This window comes from Streptomyces turgidiscabies Car8, assembly GCF_000331005.1.
In the GTDB taxonomy this organism is placed as follows: domain Bacteria; phylum Actinomycetota; class Actinomycetes; order Streptomycetales; family Streptomycetaceae; genus Streptomyces; species Streptomyces turgidiscabies.
In genome coordinates, this window is the sequence record NZ_AEJB01000006.1 from 17,478 (window position 1) to 40,810 (window position 23,333).

At 71.3% G+C, this 23,333-nt stretch carries 15 protein-coding genes and 1 pseudogene; 7 read left to right on the forward strand and 9 right to left on the reverse strand.

Going from position 1 to position 23,333, the window contains the following annotated elements; translation table 11 throughout:
• Positions 1 to 4: 4 nt before the first annotated feature.
• Positions 5 to 1,498, reverse strand: coding sequence for an NCS1 family nucleobase:cation symporter-1 (locus tag STRTUCAR8_RS00255; RefSeq protein ID WP_006373368.1), 1,494 nt, complete (start codon positions 1,496 to 1,498; stop codon positions 5 to 7).
• Between the two features lie 239 nt (positions 1,499 to 1,737).
• Here STRTUCAR8_RS00255 and STRTUCAR8_RS00260 point away from each other — a divergent pair, with 239 nt between their 5' ends.
• The 3 genes and pseudogenes from STRTUCAR8_RS00260 to helR all read left to right on the forward strand — a co-directional run bounded on the left by STRTUCAR8_RS00260 (position 1,738) and on the right by helR (position 5,680).
• The gene (locus tag STRTUCAR8_RS00260) at positions 1,738 to 1,986 is read left to right on the forward strand and encodes a hypothetical protein (RefSeq protein ID WP_006373360.1); all 249 of its coding nucleotides are present in this window, start codon (positions 1,738 to 1,740) and stop codon (positions 1,984 to 1,986) included.
• Positions 1,987 to 2,176: 190 nt separating this feature from the next.
• Positions 2,177 to 3,366 (forward strand): annotated as a pseudogene (locus tag STRTUCAR8_RS00265) (glycosyltransferase).
• 97 nt (positions 3,367 to 3,463) lie between these two features.
• Positions 3,464 to 5,680 (forward strand): RNA polymerase recycling motor ATPase HelR, encoded by a 2,217-nt coding sequence (helR, locus tag STRTUCAR8_RS00270; protein ID WP_006373317.1) that lies wholly within the window; start codon positions 3,464 to 3,466, stop codon positions 5,678 to 5,680.
• 13 nt (positions 5,681 to 5,693) lie between these two features.
• Here the strand turns inward: helR and STRTUCAR8_RS00275 are convergent, their stop codons facing one another.
• Positions 5,694 to 6,059: a VOC family protein gene (locus STRTUCAR8_RS00275; RefSeq protein ID WP_006373340.1), complete on the reverse strand. Its 366-nt coding sequence runs from the start codon at positions 6,057 to 6,059 to the stop codon at positions 5,694 to 5,696.
• Between the two features lie 103 nt (positions 6,060 to 6,162).
• On the opposite strand from STRTUCAR8_RS00275, the gene STRTUCAR8_RS00280 reads away from it, so the two are divergent.
• Positions 6,163 to 7,128 carry a helix-turn-helix transcriptional regulator gene (locus STRTUCAR8_RS00280; protein WP_006373354.1) on the forward strand — a complete coding sequence of 322 codons (966 nt, stop codon included), beginning with the start codon at positions 6,163 to 6,165 and terminating at the stop codon, positions 7,126 to 7,128.
• Positions 7,129 to 7,202: 74 nt separating this feature from the next.
• Positions 7,203 to 8,450 carry an MFS transporter gene (locus STRTUCAR8_RS00285; RefSeq protein ID WP_006373355.1) on the forward strand — a complete coding sequence of 416 codons (1,248 nt, stop codon included), beginning with the start codon at positions 7,203 to 7,205 and terminating at the stop codon, positions 8,448 to 8,450.
• A gap of 66 nt (positions 8,451 to 8,516) precedes the next feature.
• On the opposite strand, the gene STRTUCAR8_RS00290 is transcribed toward STRTUCAR8_RS00285, so the two are convergent.
• On the reverse strand, positions 8,517 to 9,743 hold the full coding sequence (locus STRTUCAR8_RS00290; RefSeq protein ID WP_006373363.1) for a helix-turn-helix domain-containing protein: 1,227 nt from the start codon (positions 9,741 to 9,743) through the stop codon (positions 8,517 to 8,519).
• Positions 9,744 to 9,910: 167 nt separating this feature from the next.
• Between STRTUCAR8_RS00290 and STRTUCAR8_RS00295 the strand changes: the two genes are divergently transcribed.
• Positions 9,911 to 10,516 carry a hypothetical protein gene (locus STRTUCAR8_RS00295; RefSeq protein ID WP_006373348.1) on the forward strand — a complete coding sequence of 202 codons (606 nt, stop codon included), beginning with the start codon at positions 9,911 to 9,913 and terminating at the stop codon, positions 10,514 to 10,516.
• 987 nt (positions 10,517 to 11,503) lie between these two features.
• Here STRTUCAR8_RS00295 and STRTUCAR8_RS00300 read toward each other — a convergent pair.
• From STRTUCAR8_RS00300 to STRTUCAR8_RS00320, 5 genes are all read right to left on the reverse strand, one after another.
• Positions 11,504 to 12,253 (reverse strand): phosphoribosyltransferase, encoded by a 750-nt coding sequence (locus STRTUCAR8_RS00300; RefSeq protein ID WP_006373321.1) that lies wholly within the window; start codon positions 12,251 to 12,253, stop codon positions 11,504 to 11,506.
• 13 nt (positions 12,254 to 12,266) lie between these two features.
• Positions 12,267 to 13,151 (reverse strand): DNA-processing protein DprA, encoded by an 885-nt coding sequence (locus STRTUCAR8_RS00305; protein ID WP_006373356.1) that lies wholly within the window; start codon positions 13,149 to 13,151, stop codon positions 12,267 to 12,269.
• A gap of 168 nt (positions 13,152 to 13,319) precedes the next feature.
• A complete protein-coding gene (locus tag STRTUCAR8_RS00310) occupies positions 13,320 to 13,640 on the reverse strand; it encodes a transcriptional regulator (RefSeq protein ID WP_006373343.1) in 321 nt (106 codons plus the stop codon).
• Positions 13,637 to 14,128 carry a hypothetical protein gene (locus STRTUCAR8_RS00315; RefSeq protein WP_044471375.1) on the reverse strand — a complete coding sequence of 164 codons (492 nt, stop codon included), beginning with the start codon at positions 14,126 to 14,128 and terminating at the stop codon, positions 13,637 to 13,639. The genes STRTUCAR8_RS00310 and STRTUCAR8_RS00315 overlap by 4 nt, the downstream gene beginning before the upstream one ends.
• A gap of 117 nt (positions 14,129 to 14,245) precedes the next feature.
• On the reverse strand, positions 14,246 to 18,073 hold the full coding sequence (locus tag STRTUCAR8_RS00320; RefSeq protein ID WP_044471376.1) for a WD40 repeat domain-containing protein: 3,828 nt from the start codon (positions 18,071 to 18,073) through the stop codon (positions 14,246 to 14,248).
• A gap of 204 nt (positions 18,074 to 18,277) precedes the next feature.
• Between STRTUCAR8_RS00320 and STRTUCAR8_RS00325 the strand changes: the two genes are divergently transcribed.
• On the forward strand, positions 18,278 to 19,501 hold the full coding sequence (locus STRTUCAR8_RS00325; protein WP_044471377.1) for a glycoside hydrolase family 64 protein: 1,224 nt from the start codon (positions 18,278 to 18,280) through the stop codon (positions 19,499 to 19,501).
• Here the strand turns inward: STRTUCAR8_RS00325 and STRTUCAR8_RS00330 are convergent.
• The gene (locus STRTUCAR8_RS00330; protein ID WP_044471385.1) at positions 19,494 to 23,270 is read right to left on the reverse strand and encodes an nSTAND1 domain-containing NTPase; all 3,777 of its coding nucleotides are present in this window, start codon (positions 23,268 to 23,270) and stop codon (positions 19,494 to 19,496) included. The two genes, STRTUCAR8_RS00325 and STRTUCAR8_RS00330, sit on opposite strands and share 8 nt — an antisense overlap.
• Positions 23,271 to 23,333 lie beyond the last annotated feature (63 nt).

Consider the following 23,333-nt stretch of genomic DNA (forward strand, 5'->3'; position numbering starts at 1 on the left):
GCTGTCAGACCGCGGGCTCCTCGGAAGCCACCAGCCGGCTCCTCCCACCGCTGACCCCGAAGTAGATCGTCCCCGCGACCAGCACCCCGATGAACCACGAGTACGGTCCCAGCGCCGCCCCGTAGCCCGCGGGCCCGTATGTCGGCAGGATGCTGGAGAAGATCGCGCCGACCGCCGCCGCCGCGAAGGCGCGGATGTTCCAGCCGCCCTGGAAGCGGAACTCGCCGTCCTCCCTGTAGAGGTCGGGGACGTTCAGCTGGGCCTTGCGGAGAAGGTAGTAGTCGACGACGACCACGCCGAAGATCGGGCCCATGGTCGAGCCGATGGCGTTGACGAAGCTCGGGGCGTTGTCCCAGGGGTGGAGGGGGTAGAGGAGGAGGGCGATGACTGCGGCGATCAGGCCGCCGCGCTTGAAGGTGATGTGCTTCGGGGCCACGTTGGCGAAGTCGAAGGCCGGGCTGACGAAGTTGGCGACGACGTTGATGCCCAGGGTCGCGACGGCGAACGTCAGAGCGGCCAGCAGGACGAGGAACGCGCTGTCGAACTTCGCCGAGATCGCCGCCGGTTCGAGGATGACCTCGCCGTACACCTTGCTGGCGGAGGCAGTTGTCATCGCCGCGACCAGCGAGAACAGGATCAGGTTGACCGGCAGACCCCAGACGTTGCCCTTCTTCAGGGTCTTCTCGTCCGGCGCGAACCGGGCGAAGTCCCCGAAGTTCAGGAACAGCGCGGCGAAGTACGTCACCCAGGTCGCGGCGATGGCCGCTATCGCGGCGAACGAACCCGGCGTCACGTCCAGGCCGGTCGCGCTCTTCGCCAGGGCCGCGAGGTCCTTGGCCGGCATGTCGACGGTGAAGGACAGCGTGCCCGCCTTGACCGACAGGACCACGGCCAGCACCAGCATCATCAGCCAGACCGCCGGGCCGGCGAAGTCCTGGAAGCGGCGGACCGTCTCCATGCCCTTGCTGATGATCAGCAACTGGGCCGCCCAGACGGCGAGGTAGCAGATGACCTCCAGCCCGCTGTGGTCGAACAGGCGGGTCGTCTCGTGCAGGTGCTTCGGACCGTCGTACCGCACCAGGAACGCGACGATCGCGCCCGCCGCCGCGCTGGTCTGGGCGCCGTACCAGAAGGTCGCGACCACGGCCCGGACGAGGGCGGGGACGTTCGCGCCGAAGGTGCCGAAGGAGGCGCGGGCCAGGACGGGGTAGGGGACGCCCGTCCGTACGCCGGCCTTGCCGATCAGCGTCATCAGGTAGTAGATGACCAGCGATCCGACGCCGATGCCGATCAGGAACTTGAAGGTGTTACCGGCGACCAGGAACAGACTGGCGGCGAGGAAGTAGCCGTAGAGACTGTGTACGTCCGAGGTCCAGACGTTGAAGATGCTGAACGCGCCCCACTTGCGCTCGGTGGCCGGGGCGAGGTCCTCGTTGTAGAGGCGGGGGGAGTAGTCCTCCCTGCCCGTGCTCTCCGTGGGTCTGACCGTGTCCGTCATCGGGGTCTCTTCCTGCGCGGGTCGCCACGATGGCGCCGGATGGCCTAAAGAGAACGGGCCGGATGTTTCCCCCAAATGCCACGCACGTAACTGCCCTGTCAATGGAAGTTCCCTTCCACTGAGCGAAACGGGACCGTACCGATGACCCCCCATGTCCGGCCGTAAGGGGCGATGTCAGAATCGGCCGGACCAGGAGGGGGATCAGGGGCGGATCAGAGGCGGACCAGGGGGACGACGGCATGAACGAGAAGAACGAGAAGAACGTGCAGAAGCAGAGGCACAGGATTCCGCTGGCCCTCGTGGCCCTCACGCTCTGCTGCGTAGCCGTCGCCCGCTTCCTGGTCACCATGATCTTCGACTTCTCCGTCGACAACCTGATCGACGGGCTGGTGAGCCTGGTCGTCCAGACGGGGGTGACCACCGCGCTCGTCATGGTCGTCGTGCTGCTCCGGAGACGGAGGCAGAGGCAGCGGGGCGTGCAGGGCTGAGCCGCACAAACAAAAAAGCAAGGAGTCCTGAACTCCTTGCCATAGTCAATGTATAGCGCACCGGGGGGCTTGCGGCAAGGCCCCCGTCGTGCCGCAGAATCTCCGGCCTAGGCCGGAATTCGCGGAAACGGGGAGTCTCGAAGTGCGTGTTTTGTTGTCGACCTACGGGTCGCGCGGGGATGTCCAGCCCATGGCCGCGCTCGCCCTGGCCCTGCGGGAACTCGGTGCGCGAGTGCGGGTGTGCGCGCCCTCGGACGACGAGTTCGCGAAGCTGCTGGCCGAGGTCGGCGTGGAGTTCGTGCCGGCCGCCGAGCCGGTGCGCACGCTGGTCACCGGGACGGCTCCGATGACACCGGAGGCCCTGCCGCAGCGCGCCGCCGCGTTGACCGCCGCGCAGTACGAGGCTGTGGTGGCCGCCGCCGAGGGATGTGACGCGGTGGTGGCGACAGGGCTCGTCCCGGCGGTGGGCGCGGCCCGGTCGGTGGCCGAGAAGCTCGGCATCCCCTTCTTCTACGTGGCCTACTTCCCGACCATGCTCCCGTCGCCCCACCACAGGCCGCACGCGCTGCCCGGCCGCCCGTTCCCGCCGGACGAGACCGACAACCGCGTGCTGTGGGACCTGACCGCCGAGAGCTTCGACGTCCTGTACGGGCCGGGACTCAACACCCACCGGATGTCGATCGGCCAGCCCCTCGTCGACGACACCCTCCGCCATGTCTTCACCGACCGGCCGTTGTTGGCGGCCGACCCGGTCCTGGCTCCGTGGCCGAAGTCCGACCGCCCTCCGGACGCGGGCGATCTGGACGTCGTACAGACCGGCGCGTGGATCCTGCCCGACGAACGGCCCCTGCCCACCGACCTGTCGGCGTTCCTGGCGGCCGGCGAACCGCCCGTGTACGTGGGCTTCGGCAGCATGCCCATGCGGGAGTCGGCCGATGTCGCCCAGGTGGCCGTCGAGGCGGTGCGCGCGCAGGGGCGGCGCGTCCTCGTCGGGCGGGGCTGGGCCGACCTCGCCCTGATCGACGACCAGGACGACTGCCTCGCCGTCGGCGACGTCAACCACCAGGCACTGTTCCCCGGGTGGCCGCCGTCGTGCATCACGGCGGCGCGGGTACGACGACGACTGCCGCCCGCGCCGGGGCACCCCAGGTCGTCGTACCGCAGCTCGTGGACCAGCCCTACTGGGCAGCCAGGGTCGCCGAGTTGGGCATCGGCACGGCGCACGACGGTCCGACGCCGACGTTCGCGTCCCTGTCCGCCGCGCTCGGTGTCGCCCTGGCCCCCGAGACCCGCGAGCGGGCCGCCGCCGTCGCCGCCAAGATCCGCACCGACGGCGCGACGGTTGCCGCGAAGCTGCTGCTCGACACGGTCGGCCGGTAGTCAGGACGCCGCACGAACACCTGCACACCTGATCGCCTGATCGCCTGATCGCCTGATCGCCTGATCACCAGCGCCTCGTAGCACCGGAGTTGATGACGTGACCCCCCTGACCACCACCAGCGTGTTCGACCTTCCCGACCGTCTCTCCGCCAAGGCCGACCCGAAGCTGATCGCCCGCGACGAGCGGCACTTCGCCGCCATCGCGGAGTGCCTGGAGCAGACGATCGCCGAACTGTCCGACCGTCTCGACGCGGAGCGCAAAGCACCGGGCGGCACCGGCCGCGACGCGATGGACCGGGACACCGAGATCCACCGCATCACCTCCCGTCTGCGCGCCCTGCGCCGCTTCGGCCTCGACCTCTGCCTCGGGCACATGGTCGACGCGGACGACCCCGAGCAGTCCGTGTACGTCGGACGGCTCGGCCTCACCGACAGCACCGGCCGGCGGCTGCTGCTCGACTGGCGCTCCCCCGCCGCCGAGCCGTTCTTCGGCGCCACCCACGGCAACCCGATGAGGCTGGCGAGCCGCCGCCGGTACCGCTGGACCGACGGCCGGATCAGCGACTACTGGGACGAGGTGTTCACCCCGGACGGGCTGGACGGGCACGCCGCCGCCCTCGACGACCAGTCCGCCTTCATCGCCAGCCTCGGCAGCAACCGTTCGCCGCGCATGCGTGACGTGCTCGGCACCATCCAGACCGACCAGGACGCCATCATCCGCGCCGGTTCGCGGGGCGCGCTCGTCGTCGACGGCGGCCCGGGCACCGGCAAGACCGTCGTCGCCCTGCACCGCTCGGCCTACCTCCTCTACGCCGACCCGCGGCTCGGTCACCGCCGTGGCGGCATCCTGTTCGTCGGCCCGCACCGGCCGTATCTGTCGTACGTCGCCGATGTGCTGCCCAGTCTCGGTGAGGAGGGCGTGCAGACGTGCACCCTGCGGGACCTCGTCGACGAGGGGGCCACGGCGGGGGTCGAGGCCGACCCGGACGTGGCCCGTCTGAAGTCGTCGGCGGAACTGGTGCGGGCGGTCGAGAAGGGCGTCCGCTTCTACGAGGAGCCGCCCACCCAGGGGATGACGGTCTCGACCCCCTGGTCCGACGTCCGGCTGACCGCCGGGGACTGGGCCGTCGCCTTCGAGGCGGCACCCGGCGTCCCGCACAACGAGGCCCGCGACCAGGTATGGGAGGAACTGCTCACGATCCTGGCGGACAAGCACGACGACGCGTTCCAGGACCCTGACAGCGACGACGGCGACGACACCACCCACGGCGTCCCGCCCGCCCGGCTCCGCAAGGCCCTCGCGCAGGACCGGGAGTTGGTCGCCGCCTTCAACCGTGCGTGGCCGCTGCTGGAGGCGACGGACCTGGTCGGCGACCTGTGGTCCGTACCCGCGTACCTCCGCCTGTGCGCGCCGTGGCTCACCCCTGACGAGGTACGGAAGCTGCAGCGCGCGGACGCCCGGGCCTGGACGGTGTCCGACCTGCCGTGGCTGGACGCGGCCCGGCTGCGGCTCGGCGACCCGGAGGCGGCCCGGCGAAGGCACCGGCACGAGAGCGTTCTCGCCGCCCAGCGCGAGCGCATGGACCAGGTGGTCGACAACCTGATCGAGGCCGCGTCCGCCTCCGGCGCCGACGGTGACGAAGGGGTGGGCCTGGTACGGATGCTGCGCGGCCAGGACGCCAGGGTCAGCCTGGTCGACGAGTCCGAACTCGCCCTCGCTGCCCAGGACTTGCTCGTCGGCCCGTTCGCGCACATCGTGGTCGACGAGGCTCAGGAACTGACCGACGCGGAGTGGCAGATGCTGCTCCTGCGGTGCCCGTCCCGGAGTTTCACCATCGTCGGGGACCGCGCCCAGGCCCGGCACGGGTTCACCGAGTCGTGGGAGGAGCGCCTCGAACGTGTCGGGCTCGACCGGATCACCCTGGCGTCCCTCAGCATCAACTACCGGACGCCCGAGGAGATCATGGCGGAGGCCGAGCCGGTCATCCGGGCCGCCCTCCCCGACGCGAACGTACCGACGTCCATCCGTAGCGGCGGCATCCCCGTCACCCACGGCCCGGCCTCGGACCTCGACCTGATCCTCGAAACCTGGCTCACCTCCCACCCCGACGGCATCGCCTGCGTCATCGGCGCCCCGAACTTCCGGCCGACACCCCGGGTCCGCTCACTGACCCCGGAACTGTCGAAGGGCCTCGAATTCGACCTGGTCGTCGTCATCGACCCGGCGAACTTCGGCGAGGGCATCGAGGGGGCGGTGGACCGCTATGTGTCGATGACCCGGGCCACTCAGCAACTCGTCGTTCTCACCAGCTAGTCGAATCCCTCTTTCAGCCCCTTGGTGCCACGCGGATACGGTTCCCGTCAGGATCAGCTGCGAGGAACGTCAGCCCGAACCCCGGATCATGAGGCTCCTGCAGGATCGTGACGCCCCTGGACTGCCACCGCTTGAAAATCGCGTTGACCTCGTCGGGCCCACCGTCGGTGGCCAGACACACCTCACTGGTACGCGGGACATCCGCTGACAGATCCTCGAACTGGCCGGACCACAGAGCGAGATCAGCGCCTGGCCCGAGGTCGAAGGTGATGAAACCCGGAGTCTCGAACGACGGCCTCATGTCGAGGAGGTCGCCGTAGAAGCGCGCTGCCGCGGGAGCGTCGTTCACATAGACGATGGACATGACGGATGTGGACATGGTTGTTCCCTCTCACAGGGGTCGTAGGGGTCGTGGGTACGCGTCCACCAGCCTGACCGGGATATGCGCCGCATCATGGCGCAATTCCTGAAAACCTCGGTGTATGACCCCAGACCGCTTCTTCTCCCTGATGCTGCTCCTCGCATCAAGGGACGCCGTGACCACACAGGAACTCGCCTCGGCGCTCGGAGTGTCCCTTCGGACCATCACCCGGGACCTGAACTGGCTCCGCGACGCCGGTCTGCCGGTGACCGCACAACGGGGCCGCCTCGGAGGCGTGACCATGCTGCCCGGGGCCGGGCTCGACCTCACACGACTCACGCCGGGCGAGCGTGATCATCTGTCACTCACCGGGCTGGACGAGAAGCAACGCGCGGAGCTCGACGCATCCGTCGAAAGCCGGCGCGCGCTCTCCAAGATCGCCGCTGCACAGCCACGCCGAGCGCATGAACTCCTGCCGCTCACCGACGTCGTGCACGTGGACAGCCGTCCCTGGCTCCGGGCCCGTACTACCGGCACGACTCCGGCTTCGCTGATCGACCCGGTGCGGCGAGGTCGCCGACTACGGATCGAGTACGACAGCCCCCGCGAATCACGCCCACGCGACCTGGTCGTGGATCCCTACGGACTGCTCGCCAAGGCCGGTACCTGGTACCTCGTCGCCGACCGTGCCCGAGTGCCACGGATGTACCGACTCGAACGGATCACGACGTGGAAGGAAGTCGACCAGCCACGACGGATCCGCGAGAACCAGACCCTGGCCACCGTCGCCGCAGCGCTCGTCGATCAATGGGAGCACAACCACGCGACAGAGGTCAGCGCCACCATCGACCACACCCAGATCGAGCGAGCGCAACGGATCTTCGGCCAACGACTCGTCCGGGACGACCACGAGGAATCCGCCACCGGCCACAAGGTGACCATCCGCTTCCTGCACCTGGAGGACGTGCGAACACTACTGCCGTTCGGGAACACCATCACTGTCCACGGCCCCACCGAAGCCAGAGCTCACCTCAGCGCCCTCGCCACCAACCTCGCCCACCACTATGCGCCGTCACCAACGACCTGACCCACAACACCTGGCCCGGTGCCAGTCCTAAAACCCGTTGATGGGCGCTCCGCCCACTCCCGACGATCAGGCGCATGTCTGACGCCCTGGCACCTCTGCGCCATCACGCGTTCCGTCACCTCTTCATAGGTACGACGGCAAACCTGCTCGGCAACGGGGTGGCGCCGATCGCCCTGGCCTTCGCCGTACTCGATGCCACTGGCTCGGTCGGCTCGCTCGGGTTGGTGGTCGGCGCCCACTCCCTCACCAGCATCCTCTTCCTGCTGTACGGCGGGGTGTTGGCGGACCGGCTGCCGCGCGGCCCGCTGCTGGTCGGCAGCAGCATGATCAGCGCCGCGAGCCAGGCGGTGACCGCCGCCCTGGTCCTCACCCACAGCGCCGCCATCCCCCTGCTCATGGTGCTCGCAGCGGTCAACGGGGCGTCAAGTTCCTGCTACCAGCCCGCGGCCCAGGCCCTGCTGCCCCAGACCGTACCGGCCGAGTCCCGCCGCGGCGCCCTCGCGCTCTCCCGGATCGCGGGCAGCAGCGCGATGATCGTGGGTGCGTCTCTGGGTGGCCTACTGGTCACCGCAATCGGCCCCGGCTGGGGCCTGGCCGTCGACGCGCTCAGCTTCGCACTCGCCGCCGCATCCTTCGCGCTGCTCCGCGTCCAGGTCGCGCCGCCCGCGCCCAGCCCCGGCCTGTTTCATGAACTGCGCGTCGGATGGAGGGAGTTCACCTCCCGCAGCTGGGTGTGGGTGATCGTGGTGGCCTTCTGCTTCCTCAACGCCGGCCTCACCGCCTCGTACACCGTCCTCGGCCCGGCCGTCGCCGACACCACCGGGATCGGCCGCACCGGCTGGGGCCTGGCCGTCGCCGCGGGCTCGCTCGGCGCGGTCGCCGGCGGCGTACTCTCGCTGCGATGGCGGCCCCGGCGCGCGATCCTCGTCGGCTGCGCACTCATGGGCCTGACGGCGACGACCCCGCTGCTGCTCGCGCTGGCCCCGTACACCTGGGTGCTGGTCGTGGCCAACTTCGTGGCGGGCGTGGGTATCGAGCAAGCCGGCGTCGCCTGGTACTCGACCCTCAACGAGCAGATACCCGAGGACCGCCTTGCCCGCGTCTACGCCTACGACGACCTCGGCTCCTACCTCGCGCTCCCACTCGCCCAGTTCGCCGCCGGACCCGCCGTACTCCTCCTCGGCCTCCAAGCCACCCTCTACGCGGCCGCCGCGCTCATCCTCCTCGCCACCCTCACCATGGTCGCCACCCCCTCCGTCCGCGCGCTCTCCCCGAAAACCGCAGAAACGCTGCCCGCCTCCGAAGATCCGGTGCCTGGCTGAGCCCGATTCTGTGCGTACACCGTCTAAGCGCTTGCTCAGCCTATGTCAGTCGAAGTTACTCATCGGTCACTCGGTCTGTCCAGAGTCCGAGTCTGTGATCCAGCGCCCTTCGGCGGAGTCGTGCACGTACGCCGACCTCCCCCTGGTCCCGCTCGTGCGGAACGGCTTCCCGCCGTCCGTGATCCGCACCGTCCCCGTACGGCCCCCGGCGCTCCACTCCAGCTCCAGGTACCAGCGGCAGTCGCAGCCCGCCGTCCGCGCGGAGACCAGCAGCTCCTCGGGGTCGGAGGAGGTGACCTTGTACGGGAAGGAGACGGCCGGGATCTTCCGGACCTCGGCGCCGGAGGCGTCAAGGCCGTCGACGGGCCTCGCGAGCGGGCGCGGTCGGTCGAGGTCCACGGCGAAGTGGCGCGGGGTGACGGCGCCGCCACAGCCGTTGTCCATGCGGTACGCGTTCCACGGCAGCGGCGCGGCGCGGTGGACCACGCGCACGTGCAGGGCATGGAGGACGACGGCGTCGGACGGGGACCGGCCCTGGACCGTGATCCGCACCAGCGCCTCCCCGCCGTGCACGGCACCGTGCGTCCCGGCCCACGCCCCGGAGTCGGCCGCGACCGGCGGCGGGGCGACCGCGCGGGGGGCCCGGTCCACGAGGTAGGTGTGCCCGCAGCCGCCCTCCCAAAGCTGGGAACCGATGCTCCAGGTGAAGGGGAGGGGGGCCGCGGTCCGCCCCGGAGCGGTGGAAGCGGGAGCGGGGGCGGAAGCCGTACGGGTGGGGTGGCCGAGCAGGGCGGCGACGAGGGCGAGCACGACGAGGGCGACGGCGGCGGCGACAAGGAGGGGAGCGGGGGCGCCACGACGGGGGCGGGCGCGGGCGCGGGCGCGGGGCGCCTCCGGCGCGGACGGATCCGCGGCGGACGGGTCCGGCGCGGTCGGGTCCGGGGCGGGGCCGGGGCCCGGTTCCGGCGCGGACGGTTCCGGGTTCGATTCCGGCGCGGCCGACACGGCCGGCACAGGCGTGGGCGCGGGCGAGGCCGCTCGGCGGCGGGCGCGGTCCGCCTCCGTCCAGGCCGCCTCCAGGGCCCGCCGTTCCTCCTCGTCCGCCCCGCACAACAGGGCGAGGCGGTCGACCACGGCGAACTCCTCCGGGACGGTCGCGCCCGAGCAGTAGCGGTGGAGGGTGGACGCGCTGACGCTCAGCCGCCGGCCCAGCGCCTCGTAACTCCTCCCGTCCCGCGCCTTCAGCGCGCGCACGAGCCCCGCGAACTCCTCGACGGCGGCGTCCTTCGGCATTCCATCCCCCTCGCCCCTGCGTCCCATCCTTCACGTCCTTGCACGTCAGCGGGGGTGGAATGGTTCCGGGACGGCTGGTGGGCGCGTGATCGTTGCAGCTGGCGGGCGCCGACCCCACGCTGGTCGAGCACTGACCGAACGAACGACCCGACGGGGGATCCACCACCATGAACAAGCTCCGCACCGCACTCGCCACCGCGGCCGCTGCCGCACTGGGCCTCGCGGCCCTCGCCGCAGCCCCGGCGCAGGCCGCTGCCCAGCCCGCCTTCCTCGCCGCCTCCCAGATGCCGCCGTCGTCGACGCCGTGGACCGCCACCCAGGTCTTCAACGGCGTCCCGGAGAACGGCGGCGTTCTCTGCGCCCCGTACAAGATCCCGGCGCAGAACACCCGCTACCGCGAGTTCAGCACCGAGCTCGACACCAACGGCGTCCAGGTCACCACCGTCGCCCGTACCGAGGCCGACGCCGTGAAGCTGGTCGACACCCTCCGCGGGGCCCTCGCCGGCTGCGGCCCCCGGCTGGAGCAGCAGAACCCGGGCCTGCAGGCCGTCAGCGCCTCCCACGGCAAGCTCGCCGTCGAGGAGGGCGCCTGGGTCTACAGCCTGGACACCGCCGACCCGCAGATCGGCATCACCGACATCCACCTGTTCTCCGTCGGCCGCGACGGCCGCACCGTCACCCTCGTCCGCTGGGGCCAGATGGGCGACCTCAAGGACGCCCCGCTGACCGCCTTCCGCACCACGACGAAGACCGCCGTCAACAAGCTCCACTGATCCGGGGGCTCCCCCGAGGGCTGACCACAGCTCGACAGCGGCGCGGCCGGAACCCGGGCGCGCCGCTGTCGTGCCCACCTGCTCCGCCGGCGACGACCACTTCCTGGCCTTCACCAGCATCGCCTGCACCCTCATCTGCTACCGCAGACTCGCCAAATGAGATGGTCTCTTACTCGCGCTCTTTGCTCCTCTTTCCCATCCAGGACCTACAGATCCATCGAGTGAGCGCTCCTACCAGGAAGGCGACGATGATCGCCCCCGTTATGTTCCCAGTACAAGACCCGCTGCGAACGCGGCGACCCCAGCCGACCGCTGTCGCGCCTCCCCGAATTGTTCCCGCCCTTGCTGCTGATCGATCATGAACGGCTCACTTCGTGATGTGGTGGCACTGACTCGCACGCCGTACCCCATTGACATAGAGATCTGCACACGCCTTTCCATAACGAGGCAGCGTCTGGGGAGAGTTGTTCCTCATCGGATCAATCTTGCACTCTTCATGCGTTCGCCCTCGGGATGTCCGATAGGGCTTGTTGTTGGTGTTGATGTACGTGAAGTCGATCCACCAGTTAAAGAACCCACTGCTCAGCGCGCCGACAAAGGCACAGTCGACGCCCCCGTTCTGGTACGTGATCTTTTTTTCCGCCGCCTCGGATGATGTGTGTGAACATGCAGCCGGTCGGAACCTTCATCGCCATGCCGCCAACGGTGTACTCGAAGGTTGGACAGGAGTCGACCCGACAGCACCGGCCTGCGCCACCGAGGGACTCGTCAGCACGAGAGCGCACGCGGCAGCAAGGGCCGTGAAAAGACTGGATCGATATAGCGCGACCATGAACAATCCCCATCTGCCGGAGAATTTATTCCGACCGAAAAGAACTCTGTCGCCGCTATCAGGTTTCTGGCCGATGGATTGGTTCACCGACTTGAGTGATCAAGAGGTAGCGAGCTGCATGTCAGATACCTCAGGCAGAGCCCGTTTCCCGCGACTCAGGCGTGGGTCCACGGCCGGATCGCACAGAGCTGCCAGGCGAAGCGGCGCAGTCGGGCCTGCTGGACGTACATGGCCGTGTCGCCGTAGCTGACGTTGAGGTGCCGCCCGAGAACAACGATGGCCACGCTTCCCGCTCCGGCGACCTTCAGCGCCGTGGACGCGGACTGGGCGTGGTTGCCGGTGGTCCAGGTGTCGTCAATGAGCAGCACGTTTTCGCCCCAGAGCGCCGACGACGTGTAGCGCCCTGCTGAAGCGGTGCGGCCGAGCGCTGATGCGCCGGGCGTCGGGGTGAGCAGGTCGCGGTAGCGGTCGCGGGTGACGCCGACGATGTCGGCGACCATCTCGCGGAGCGGATGGTCTGCGCGGCCGCTGGTACTGGGCACGGTGGTGACGGTGTCGAAGCCTGATACCGCGCAGTGGTCCGCGACGCAGTTTTCATGCAGGGCGAGAAAGCGCCATAGGACAGCCGCCAATCCCATGCGGAAGTGCTGCTGCTGGGGGCCGGCAGCGTTTTTGTACCGCCATAGCTCGTTGGCGTACTGCTCTCCCTTCAGGGCCAGGCTCAGGGGTACGACGACATCGGCGACACCCTCGCCGAGGATGTCGCCGGTCGTCTGACATTGCCGACAGCTGGGGTAGCCGGCGTTCGCCGTGCCACGGCAGACCTGACAGACACCGGGGCCGGGTAGCAGGGGATGAACGAGGAAGTTGGCATAGCGGGCGGACAGCCCGACGACGGTTGTCACCCGAGTCCGCCTGTTACGCCCAGGTGAGCTCGCCCGTGGCGGGGACGAGAGAGTCGAGTTCGTCAAAGACGTCGTCAGGACCGTCGACGACGGTGGTGTTGGGCCTGGTCGCGTACTCCCGTGCCCATTCGTGGGTCATCAGCGAGCGCATGAGGAAGACCCGTCGACCGTGCTCCAGAGCGAGGCGGGCCTGCATGCGGGCCCCGCTGCGGTACGCCGCCTCGACCACCACAGTGGCGAGACTGTAACCACTCATCACAGCATTACGCATGGGAAACGAGACCTTCGAGGGTGGAGCGTCCGGCCAGAACTGGGAGATCAGCATCCCCCGCTCGGCGATCTCCTGTTGGAGTCGTGCGTTCTGCGCCGGGTAGGAGCGCCGCAGGCCGGTGCCGATGACGGCGACTGTCCGGCCTCCGACGGCGAGAGCGGTTCCGTGCGCGGCGGTGTCGATCCCGGCGGCAAGGCCGCTGACCACCGTGACACCGCGCTCAGCGAGCCCTCCCGCAATAGCCCGTGCATGGCCGATGCCCTCCGGAGACGGAGTGCGCGTCCCGACGACCGCAACCCGGAGATCGTCACTGACAGGGGTACCGCGCAGGAACAAGAAGGGCGGCCTCTGGTGGACCAGCCTCAGATAAAGCGGATAGTCCTCGTCCAGGATCGTGACCAGCCGCATGCCCTCGTGCTCCCAGGCAACGATCTCGGCGGCGACAGACTCCAGGTCCGCGGCGGGTTCGGTGTCGAAGAGGGCGCCCTGCCCAGAGGCATCGAGCGCGTTCTCAAGTACGTCGCGTGCGCTTCCGACGGTCTCGATCTGGTCGGTGAGCTCGGACCAGGGGCGATCACCACGTCGCAGAAGTGCGACGAGGGCGGCTCGCTCCAGCTCCTGGTCCATGTCGCAAGTATAGGAAGAGCACCACGCCACTCCACCCTGGTGACGTGAATCACGTAGCTGACCCGGGCGACAGCCCCCGTGGGCCGAGGTACGGCCCACGTACACCGGGAAGACCGTCTGGTTCGAGTGTGACGCCAAGAACGGCAACAGCCCTGACTGACGCCGAGGTCAGAGAGCCGGGTCCGACGGTCCCACGATCGCCCGCAGTGCAGCCAGGTGGCCCCGGTACGCGGCGCGGCCTCGGTCGGTCAGGTGGAGCCATACGCGTTGGCGGGTGTCGCGGACGGCCTTGCGCTGCTCGACGTAGCCTGCGTCCATCAGGACGGTGACGTGCTTGCTCAACACGGAGGCGGAGAGGGCGAGTTGCTTCTGGACCAGGCCGAACTCCGCCTCGCCCGCCGCGTCCAGCAGGGCGCAGACGCGCAGCCGGTTCGGGGCGTGGATGGTGGTGTCGAAACCCGCCGGCCCGTCGTCGGCCTCGGCGCTCACGCGGTCTTCCGGTGCAGCCGGACGAAGGCGAGGTGGAAGCCGACGGACACGGCGGCGCCGATCAGCGAGGCCGCGATCAGCCACGCCGGCCGTCCCGTGACCCGGAACGCGAACGCCGACCCCACCAGCAGCGACGGCAGGCCGGCCATCAGCGGCACGGTCACCCGCTTCGGCAGCACGTCGAACCGCAGCGCCACCCCCGTCCTGTCACGCCAGGACCGGGCCGCGACGGCGAGGAGCGCCCCGTACACGGCGGTGATCGCCAGCATGACGCCGAGCCAGGCGAGGCGCGGCAGCAGCCAGTCCGACTCGGCCGCGATACCTCCGTAGGTGATCGGAAGCGCGGCGATGTAGAGCGTGAGCGTGACGAAGAACCAGGTCGGCCATGGTGTGGCCGACAGCGCCTCGGCGGAGACCCGGACGTGCTCGGTGTTGGCCAGAGCGGCACGGGCCTGTTCCGGTGTCAGACGTACCCCGTTTGTTTCCATGACGGAAAGAGTAGCCGTTGGTTTCCAGTATGGAAAGAGACGGGTTTCCGATGCGGCAACTGACCGCCGTGATCAGTACCGAGATCAGCACCGTGATCAGTACCGAGATCAATACGTTCAGGTCCCGCACACCCGCCGGAACCCCGCGTCCGGGATGTACGTCCGCCACTGTTCCCGCGTCAGGCCGTGGCCCCCCGCCCGGCCGCAGACCTCCCGTACCGCGCCCGCCGGGTCGATCGAGTAGCGCTGGAGGGGGACATGGGCGCTCCCCGCGTACAGCGTCGCGCTGTCGGGGGCGAAGGCCAGGGTCGTGATCGCGTCGCCGGGGGTGGTCAGCGTGCCGCCCAGGGGCTGGCTGGTCGGGATGTCCCACAGCTGGAGGGTGCCCTGGTCTCCGGCGACCGCCAGAGTGCGGCGGTCGGGGCTGACGGCCAGCGCGCCGACTCCCTCCGGGCCCCCTTCGAGCGCCGTCGGGAACACGCTGCGCAGGACGCCCGTGCTGCGCCGGAGTTCGCCGTCCCACAGGGCGACGCGGCCGGACCAGTCACCCGCCGCCAGCAGGGAGCCGTCCAAGGAGAAGGCCAGGGCGCCGATCCGGGCGCCCTGGACGAGGCTGGGCGTCGTGACCTTGCCGGAGGGCGGGCGGACCGCGCGGTTGTCGCCTACGAGGAGCCGGCCGTCCGGACGGACGGCCAGGGGCATGCCCTCCAGCCCCTTGAGCACGCCGGTCCTGCGGTGCCGGGCGACGTCCCAGACCTCCTCGTCGAGTCTGCCGAGGTCCGATATACGGGTGGCGTAGAGGCGGTGTCCGGCCGGGCCCGGATGCAGTCCCACGACCACGTCGACAGAGCCGGCGTTCGGCAGGGACAGGGTGGTGCGGGCAAGGTGGCGTCCGACGTCCCAGACCGTGATCGGCTGCGGCGCCGTCGCGACGCCGGGTGCGGAGATCCCGTACGCGAACGTCGTGCCGTCGGGGCTGAATCCCGTCAGGGAGAGTGTGCCCTGCGGGTCCACCGGCGTGGAGGGGTCGTCGGAGACGGGCGCGGGCGGGGACGGCAGGGGGCCCAGGTCGTGACCGTCTCGGGTGTCGAGGAGCCGGAAGCGGTAGTTGGCGCCGGTCGTGCGTTCGGCGGTGGCCAGCGTGTGACCGTCCGGGCTGAGCAGGACGCTGTCCGCCGGGTGTGCGCGCCAGACGGAAGTGGCCACCGGGCCGAGGTCGAGGGTGTGGACCGTGCGCTCCTCCAGATAGCGCAGGGCCGGACGGCGGCCGGGGACCCAGCTGAGGCCGTCCGAGACGATCTGGTTGTTCAGGGCGTGCCGGAAGACGGGGGCCGTCGTCGTGCCGTCGAGGCGCCAGACCCGGACCTCGGTGTCGTCGGCCGTCGCCAGCAGCGCCCCGTCCGGGCTGAACACGGCGGAGTCCACCCCCAGCGACGGGATGTCGGCGACCTGGCGCCCGGTGCCCGTGTCCCAGACACGCAGGCCGGTGTTCCCGCTCGTCCCGGTGGATCCGTTGCCCTCGGGGCGCCGACCGGTGTCCGAGAGAACCGCGAACCGGCCGCCGCCCCCACCCCCGCCCGCGCCCGTGCCGCCGCCCCCTCCGAACACCACCGTCGAGTTCTCGTCGCAGAGTTTGCGCGAGCGCTCCCATGAGCCGTGCACGAGACGCCGGTCGTGGAGGTCCCACAGCTGCGGTGCCCGGCCGTTCGGGCAGAGGGCCACCAGCCGGCCGTCCGGCCCCGATGCCACGTCGGACAGGTCGGCCGCGCCGTGCGTCGTGTAGAGGAGGCGGCCGTCCGCGACCGACCGCAGCTGGACCCTGCCCGCGGCGGTGGTGGCGAGGAAGGTGGCACCGTCGGGGCTGAAGCGTACGTTCGTCCAGTCCGCCGCCAGGGAGGAGCCACGGGTCCGGTGCCGGGTCGCGGTGTCCCACAGCTGGATGCTGCTCGTCCCGCCGACGGCGAGCACGCGGGCACCCGGCCCGGCGGTGACGAGGGTGTCCGCGCCTTCCCCGGGAATGCGGCCCGAGGCGGTGCGCCGGCCGGTCGCCAGGTCCCAGGTCCGCCAGTCACCGCCGTCCGAACTGAGCAGCGTACGGCCGGAGTCGAGGAGGAACCGGACGGTGTCGTCGGCCGTCGCGGGGTCGGTGAAAGTGCCCCGTTCGGGCTGGGCGAGGGAGCCGAGGAGGGCGCGCCGGGCCTCGGGCAGCGGCGAGACGCGCCAGGCCGCTACGCCCAGCAGCATCGCGGTGCGCGGGTCGGTCGTACGGAGGCCGTCGGCGACCTCGGCGATCCGGCGGGCCGCGTCGTCGGTGCGCCGCTCCTTGTTGTCCTCGGCCTGTGTCCAGGCGGCGAGGCCGATGAGGAGCGCCACCGCCAGTACGGCGGACAGCGCGCCGATGAGGGTGCGGGAGCGGCGGGCGGTCCGGGTCACGGCCCGGCGTTCCGCCTCGCGGGCCGCCAGGGCGGCCGTGAGGAACGCGCACTCCGGTGCCGTCAGCCCGCTGCGGTCGTCGGCGAACAGTTCCTCGGCGCGGACCAGGCGGCTGCCCCGGTAGAGGGCGCCGGGGTCTCGGTCGTGCTCCAGCCAGGCGCGGGCGGCCTCGGTGAGGCGCCGGTGGTGGCGCAGCCGCTCGCGGTCCTCCTCGATCCAGCCGCGCAGCCTCGGCCAGCAGGTGATCAGTGCCTCGTGGGCGAGCTGGACGCCGTCCTCGTCGACGGTGACGAGGCGGGCGTGGGCCAGCCGGTCCACCACCACGGGCACGTCGTCGCCGTTCCAGTCGTCGAGTTCGGCGCGGACCAGGGGGCGCCGGGTGTCGGCGTTGCCCTGGCCGGGCTCGATCAGGCGCAGCAGCAACTGGCGGGCGGTGCGCGCCTGGGCCCCGGACAGGCGGCCGTACACGTCCTCGGCGGTCGCGGCGATGGCGCCGAGGACACCGCCGACCGCCTCGTACCCCGCCAGGGTGAGCATGCGGCTGCGGCGGCGGCGCCAGGTCTCCAGGAGGGCGTGGGACAGCATGGGCAGCGCGCCCGGCTGGTCCTGGACCTCGTCGACGATGCGCGCGGTCAGCTCCCGTTCCACCAGCAGTCCGGCGGCCTGGGCCGGTCCGACGACCGCCTCGCGCAGCTCCTCCGCGTTCATCGGGCCGACCAGCAGACCCGCGCCGCGCAGGGCGTCGGCGAGTTCCCGGTGTTCGGCGCAGCGGGCGTAGAAGTCGGCGCGTACGGCGATGAGCACCCGCAGTCGGCTGTCCGGATTGCGGGCGGCGAGCAGCAGGTCGATGAAGTGGGAGCGCTCCCGCGTGTCACGACAGAGGGTGAAGACCTCCTCGAACTGGTCCACCACGACCCAGCTCTCCGGCTCGCCGTCCTTCGGGGTCAGCAGGTGGCCGTACGTCTGGGCGGGCCTGGCCCCCGGGGTGAGCACCCGAAGCGCGGCCGGGGCTCCGCGCCGCGCGATCTCCGCGCGCAGGTGGGGTATCAGTCCGGCCCGCAACAGCGACGACTTCCCGCTCCCGGACGCCCCGAACACGACGGCGAACCGGTGGGTGCACACCAGCTCCCGCGCCTCCTCGACGAGCCGGTCCCGGCCGAAGAAGAGGGCGTGGTCGTCGGGTTCGAAGCGGGCCAGGCCGCGGTACGGGGGTGCCGCGTCCGACGCTTCCTCGCGCGGGGTCCCGGCGGCTTCCGCGTCGGCGTCCTTCCACCGGGGTTCCCACTCGCCGAGGTCGCCGCCACAGGCCCGTACGTAACCCTGGAAGACGGTGAACGAGGGCAGTTTCCGCCCGGCCGCCGCCTCGGACAGCGAGGTCACCGAGCAGCCGGCCACCTCGGTCATCGCCCGGTACGACGGCCCGCCCGCCGCCCTGCGCAGCTCGCGCAGGTCGTGCGCGAGCCGCTGCACGGGACCGGCGCCGGGGTCCAGCGGTCTTTCGGGACGCCCCACGGGATTACCACCATCCGGATGAAAACGATGTTCAGGTGGCCAATTTACGATTCGTACCCCGGCGTCGTAAACCGCCCCTGATGTGGCGTTCACGACAGCGCCCGAAAGCAACCTTCCTGGTCTAGACCTTGACGTGCTCCGTTCACGGGAGCAGCCTGAGAGCGCTCTCAGAACGATTGGCGGAGCGACACGAGGAGGACGAACGTGTTTGCCCAAGAGAAAGTGCGGAGCGTACTGGTGCCCCTGGTCGCCGCGGCGGCCGTCGCGGCGGGGCTCACGGTGGCGGCCCCTGCGGCCCCCGCGTCAGGCGCGGAAGCCGCGGAAGCCGCGGTGCCCACGACCATCCCGCTCCAGTTCCGGAACAACTCCGGGCGCGGTGACCAGGTCTACGTCTACAACATCGGGACCCTGCTCTCGACCGGCCGGCAGGGCTGGGCGGACGCGAACGGCACGTTCCACGCCTGGCCCGTCGGCGGCAACCCGCCGACGCCCGCGCCCGACGCGTCGATCGCCGGACCGGCGAACGGGTCGTCGATGACGCTCCGGATGCCGAAGTTCTCCGGCCGCGTCTACTTCTCCTACGGCCAGAAGCTCGTGTTCAAGCTGACCACCGGCGGCCTGGTCCAGCCCGCCGTGCAGAACCCCTCCGACCCCAACGCGAACATCCTCTTCAACTGGACCGAGTACACCCTCAACGACGCCGGTCTGTGGATCAACAGCACGCAGGTGGACATGTTCTCGGCCCCCTACGCCGTGGGCGTCAGGAACACCGCCGGCACCGTCAAGAACACCGGCCATCTGAAGGCGGGCGGCTACGCAGGGTTCTTCAACGCCCTGAAGGGACAGCCCGGCGGCTGGGCCAACCTCATCAGGACCCGGTCCGACGGCACGATCCTGCGCGCCCTCTCGCCGGGCCACGGCATCGAGTCCGGCGCCCTGCCGAGCACCGTCATGAACGACTACGTGGGCCGCGTGTGGACCAAGTACGCCGGCTCCACGCTGACGGTGACCCCGTTCGCCGACCAGCCGGGCACCAAGTACTACGGCCGGGTCTCGGGCAACGTCATGAACTTCACCAACGGTGCCGGCACTGTCGTCACCACCTTCCAGAAGCCCGACGCCGACAGCATCTTCGGCTGCCACAAGCTCCTGGACGCCCCGAACGACCTGGTGCGCGGCCCGATCTCCCGCACCCTGTGCGCCGGTTACAACCGTTCCACGCTCCTCACCAACTCCAGCCAGCCCGACACGAGTTCGGCCGGCTTCTACCAGGACGCGGTGACCAACCACTACGCCCGGAAGATCCATGCCCAGATGGCCGACGGCACCGCGTACGCCTTCGCCTTCGACGACGTCGGCCACCACGAGTCGCTGGTCAACGACGGCTCACCGCAGACGGCCTACATCACGCTCGACCCGTTCAGCTGACGCACACCCGGCGGTACGCCACGTCCGGAACGTATGTCCGCCACTGCTCCCGCGAGAGCTCGGCCCTCGTGCCCGCGCGGGCGCACACCCCGGCGATGGCGCGTTCCGGGTCGACGGCGTACCGCTGGAGCGGGACGTGCGCGCTCCCCGCGTACAACGTGCCGCTGTCGGGGCCGAAGGCGAGGGTGTCGACCGGCTCGCCCGGTGTGGTCAGCGGTCCGCCCAGGGGCTGTTGGGTGGCGATGTCCCAGAGCTGGAGGGTGCCGGCGCCGCCGCCGACCGCGAGGGTGGCGCCGTCGGGGCTGACGGCCAGCGCGCTCACCGCTTCCGGTTCCGCGCCCAGGGGAGCGGGGAAGACGTTGCGCAGGATGCCCGCACGGTCGCCCAACTCCCCGTCCCACAGGGCGACCCGGCCGGTCAGGTCGCCCGCGGCGAGGTGCGAACCGTCGGGGGAGAAGGCGAGGGCGCTGATCTGTTCGCCCTGGACCAGACCCTTGCCGGTGACCTTCCCCGTCTGGAGATCCGCGGCGCGGTTGTCACCGACGAGGAGGCCGCCGCCCGGGTGCACGGTGAGGTGGCCGCTGGTGAGTCCGGTCAGGACGGTGGTCCTGCGGCCACCCGTTCCGGTGTCCCACGCCTCGTCGCGCGGGGCGCCCAGGACCGGCATCCGGGCCGCGTACAGGGTGGAGCCGCCGGGGCCCGGGGCCAGTGTGATCACCGGGGCGGCGGACTCCGGGGTCGCGAGTTCCAGGGTCGCCCGGACCCGGTCACGGGTGACGTCCCACACGGTGACGTGTTGCGGGGACGCCTCCCTGCCGAGCGCGGAGACACCGTACGAGAGCGTCTGGCCGTCGGGGCTGAACGCGAGGAGGGCCAGCGTGTCCTCGGGGACCACCGGGGTGGCGGGGTCGGCCGAGACGGGCGGGGGCGGGGAAGGGAGGGTGCGCAGGAGGCGGCCGTCGGAGGTGGCCCGGAGTTCGAAACGGTAGCGGGCGCCGGTGGTGCGTCCGGGGTTGAGTTCGGCGGTGGCGTACGTACGGGCGTCGGGGCTCACCCGTACCGCCGCACGCGCGTGGTGCCAGGCGGGGGTGACCGCCATCCCCAGTTCCAGGCAGTGGACGGCGCCGCCTTCGAGGTAGCGCAGGGTGGTGCGGCGGGCCGGGTCCCACGAAATCCCGTACAGGTGCTGGTTGTTGAGGGAGTGCCGGAACACCGGGGCCGCCGGGTCGGACAGCCGCCACACCCGGATCTCGGCGCCGCCCGCCGTCGCGAGGAAGGCGCCGTCCGGGGTGAACGCGGCCTGCCCCGCGCCCGGTTCGTCGAGGTGGGCGATCTCGCGGGCGGACGCGGTGTCCCACACCGTCACGCCGGACTCCGAGAGCGCGGCGAGCCGGTCGCCGCCGGCGCCGAACAGCAGGGCCGCCGCCTCCGCCTCCTCGCACAGGCCTCGGGCGCGGTCCCAGGGGCCGGGACGGGTGCGGTGGCGGGCGATGTCCCAGACCTGCGGGGAGCCGCCCTCGGGGCAGACGGCGACCAGGCGGCCGTCGGCGCTCACGGCCGGGGTCACCAGGCCCGCCGCCCGGCCCTCGAACAGCGTCCTGCCGTCGGTGACGGACCGCAGGCGTACCCGGTCGTCGTCGAGGTCGCTCACGACCTGGGCGCCCGCCGCGATGTCCGTGACGGAGGTGAGGGGGAGGGGGCGCGGATCGCCGGTCCAGCTGCCGGTGGCCGTGTCCCACAGGCGGATTCCGGTGTCCCCGGCGACCGCGAGGACCCGGGCGTCGGGGCCGGCCGCGACCACCTCGCCGGCCGGGAGCGGTCCGGAGCCGGTGCTGCGGGCCCCGGCAACGTCCCAGGTCCGCCAGGTGCGGCCGTCGGCGCTGAGCAGCGTACGGCCGGAGTCGGCGAGGAACCGCGCCGGGCCGTCACCGGGCGCCGGGTCGGTGAAGACGGCGTGTTCCGCCTGGGCGAGGGAGCCGAGCAGCGCCCGGCGGGCCTCCGGGAGCGGTGAGACACGCCAGGCGGCGACGCTCAGCAGCATCGCGGTGCGCGGGTCGGTCGTCCGCATCGCGTCGGCGAGGTCCGCGACCCGGCGGGCGGCGTTGTCGGTGTGGTGGCGCGCGTTGTCGGCGCCCAGGTGCCAGGCGGCCAGCCCGCCCAGCAGGGCCAGCGCCAGTACGGCGGACAGCGCGGCGACCAGCACACGGGAACGCCGGGTGGTGCGGGCGGCGGCCCGGGACTCCGCCCGCCGGGCCGCGAGCGCCGCGTCGAGGAACTCCCGCTCGGGCGGGGTGAGTCGGCCCCTTTCTGCGGCCGGTTCCCCGGCGAACAGTTCCTCGGCGCGGGCCAGTCTGCTGCCCCGGACCAGGGCGCCCGGGTCACGGTCGTGCTCCAGCCAGAGCCGGACCTCCTCGGCCAGCCGCCGGTGGTGGCCCAGCCACTCCCGGTCCGCCTCGATCCAGTCGCGCAGCCTCGGCCAGCAGGTGATCAGCGCCTCGTGGGCGAGCTGGACGCCGTCCTCGTCGACGGTGAGGAGCCGGGCGCGGGCCAGCCGTTCCACCACCACGGGCACGTCCGGGTCGGACGTCGACTCCGCCAGTTCGGCGCGGGTCAGCGGGCGCCGGGTGTCGGCGCTGCCCTGCCCCGGCTCGACCATCCGCAGCAGCAACTGCCGTGCGCAGCGCGCCTGGTCGGGAGTCAGCTGCCCGTACACCTCCTCCGCGCTCGCCGCGATCGCCCCGCGCACCCCGCCCGCCGCCTCGTACGCGGCCAGCGTCAGCAGCCGGCCCCGGCGCCGCCGCCAGGTCTCCAGCAGCACGTGCGACAGCATCGGCAGCGCGCCCGGCCGGTCGAGGACCTCGTCGACGATCCGCGCGGTCAGCTCCCGTTCGACCAGGAGCCCGACGGCCGCCGCCGGTCTGGTCACCGCCTCCCGCAGTTCGTCCGCCGTCATCGCCCCGACCAGCAGCCCGGCCCCGCCGAGCGCGTCCGCGAACTCCCGGTGCTCGGCGCAGCGGGCGTAGAAGTCGGCCCGTACGGACACCAGCACGCGCAGCCGGCTGTCCGGGGCGCGGGCGGCGAGCAGGAGGTCGACGAACCGGGCCCGCTCGGCGCGGTCGTGGCACAGGGTGAAGACCTCCTCGAACTGGTCGACCACCACCCAGCTCTCCGGCGCGCCCTCGGCCGGGCTCAGCAGCTGCCCGTACGTCTCGGCGGGCCGCTCCCCGGGCGTGAACACCCGCACCACGGCGGGGCCGGACCGCTGCCGCACCTGGCAGGCGCTCTCCTGCTGGAGGCGGGGTATCAGCCCGGCCCGCAGCAGCGACGACTTCCCGCTCCCCGACGCCCCGAACACCACCGCGAACCGGTGTTCCCGCACCAGCCGCAGGAGTTCGCCGACCAGTTCGTCCCGCCCGAAGAACAGGTCCCGGTCGTCCGAGCCGAAGGGTGCCAGCCCCCGGTAGGGCGCCGAGGCCTCCCCGTCCTCGGCGCGGGCGGCGGCCGCCACCTGTGCCTCGGCGTCCTTCCAGCGCGGCTCCCACTCACCCGGATCACCCCCGCACGCCCGTACGTATCCCTGGACCACGGCGAGGGAGGGCAGCCGCTCCCCGCGCGCCGCCTCGGACAGCGTCGCCGCGGAGAACCCGGCGGCCTCGGCCATCCGCCGGTACGAGGGTGCGCCCGCCGTCCGCCGCAACTCCCGCAGCTCATGGGCGAACCGCGGTACGGGACCGGCCTGCGGGTCCACAGGTCTCTCGGGACGCCCCATGAGCTCCACCCTCCCCATTCCTGGCCGGCACAGGAGCCACATCACAGGGAAAAACGGTCCGAG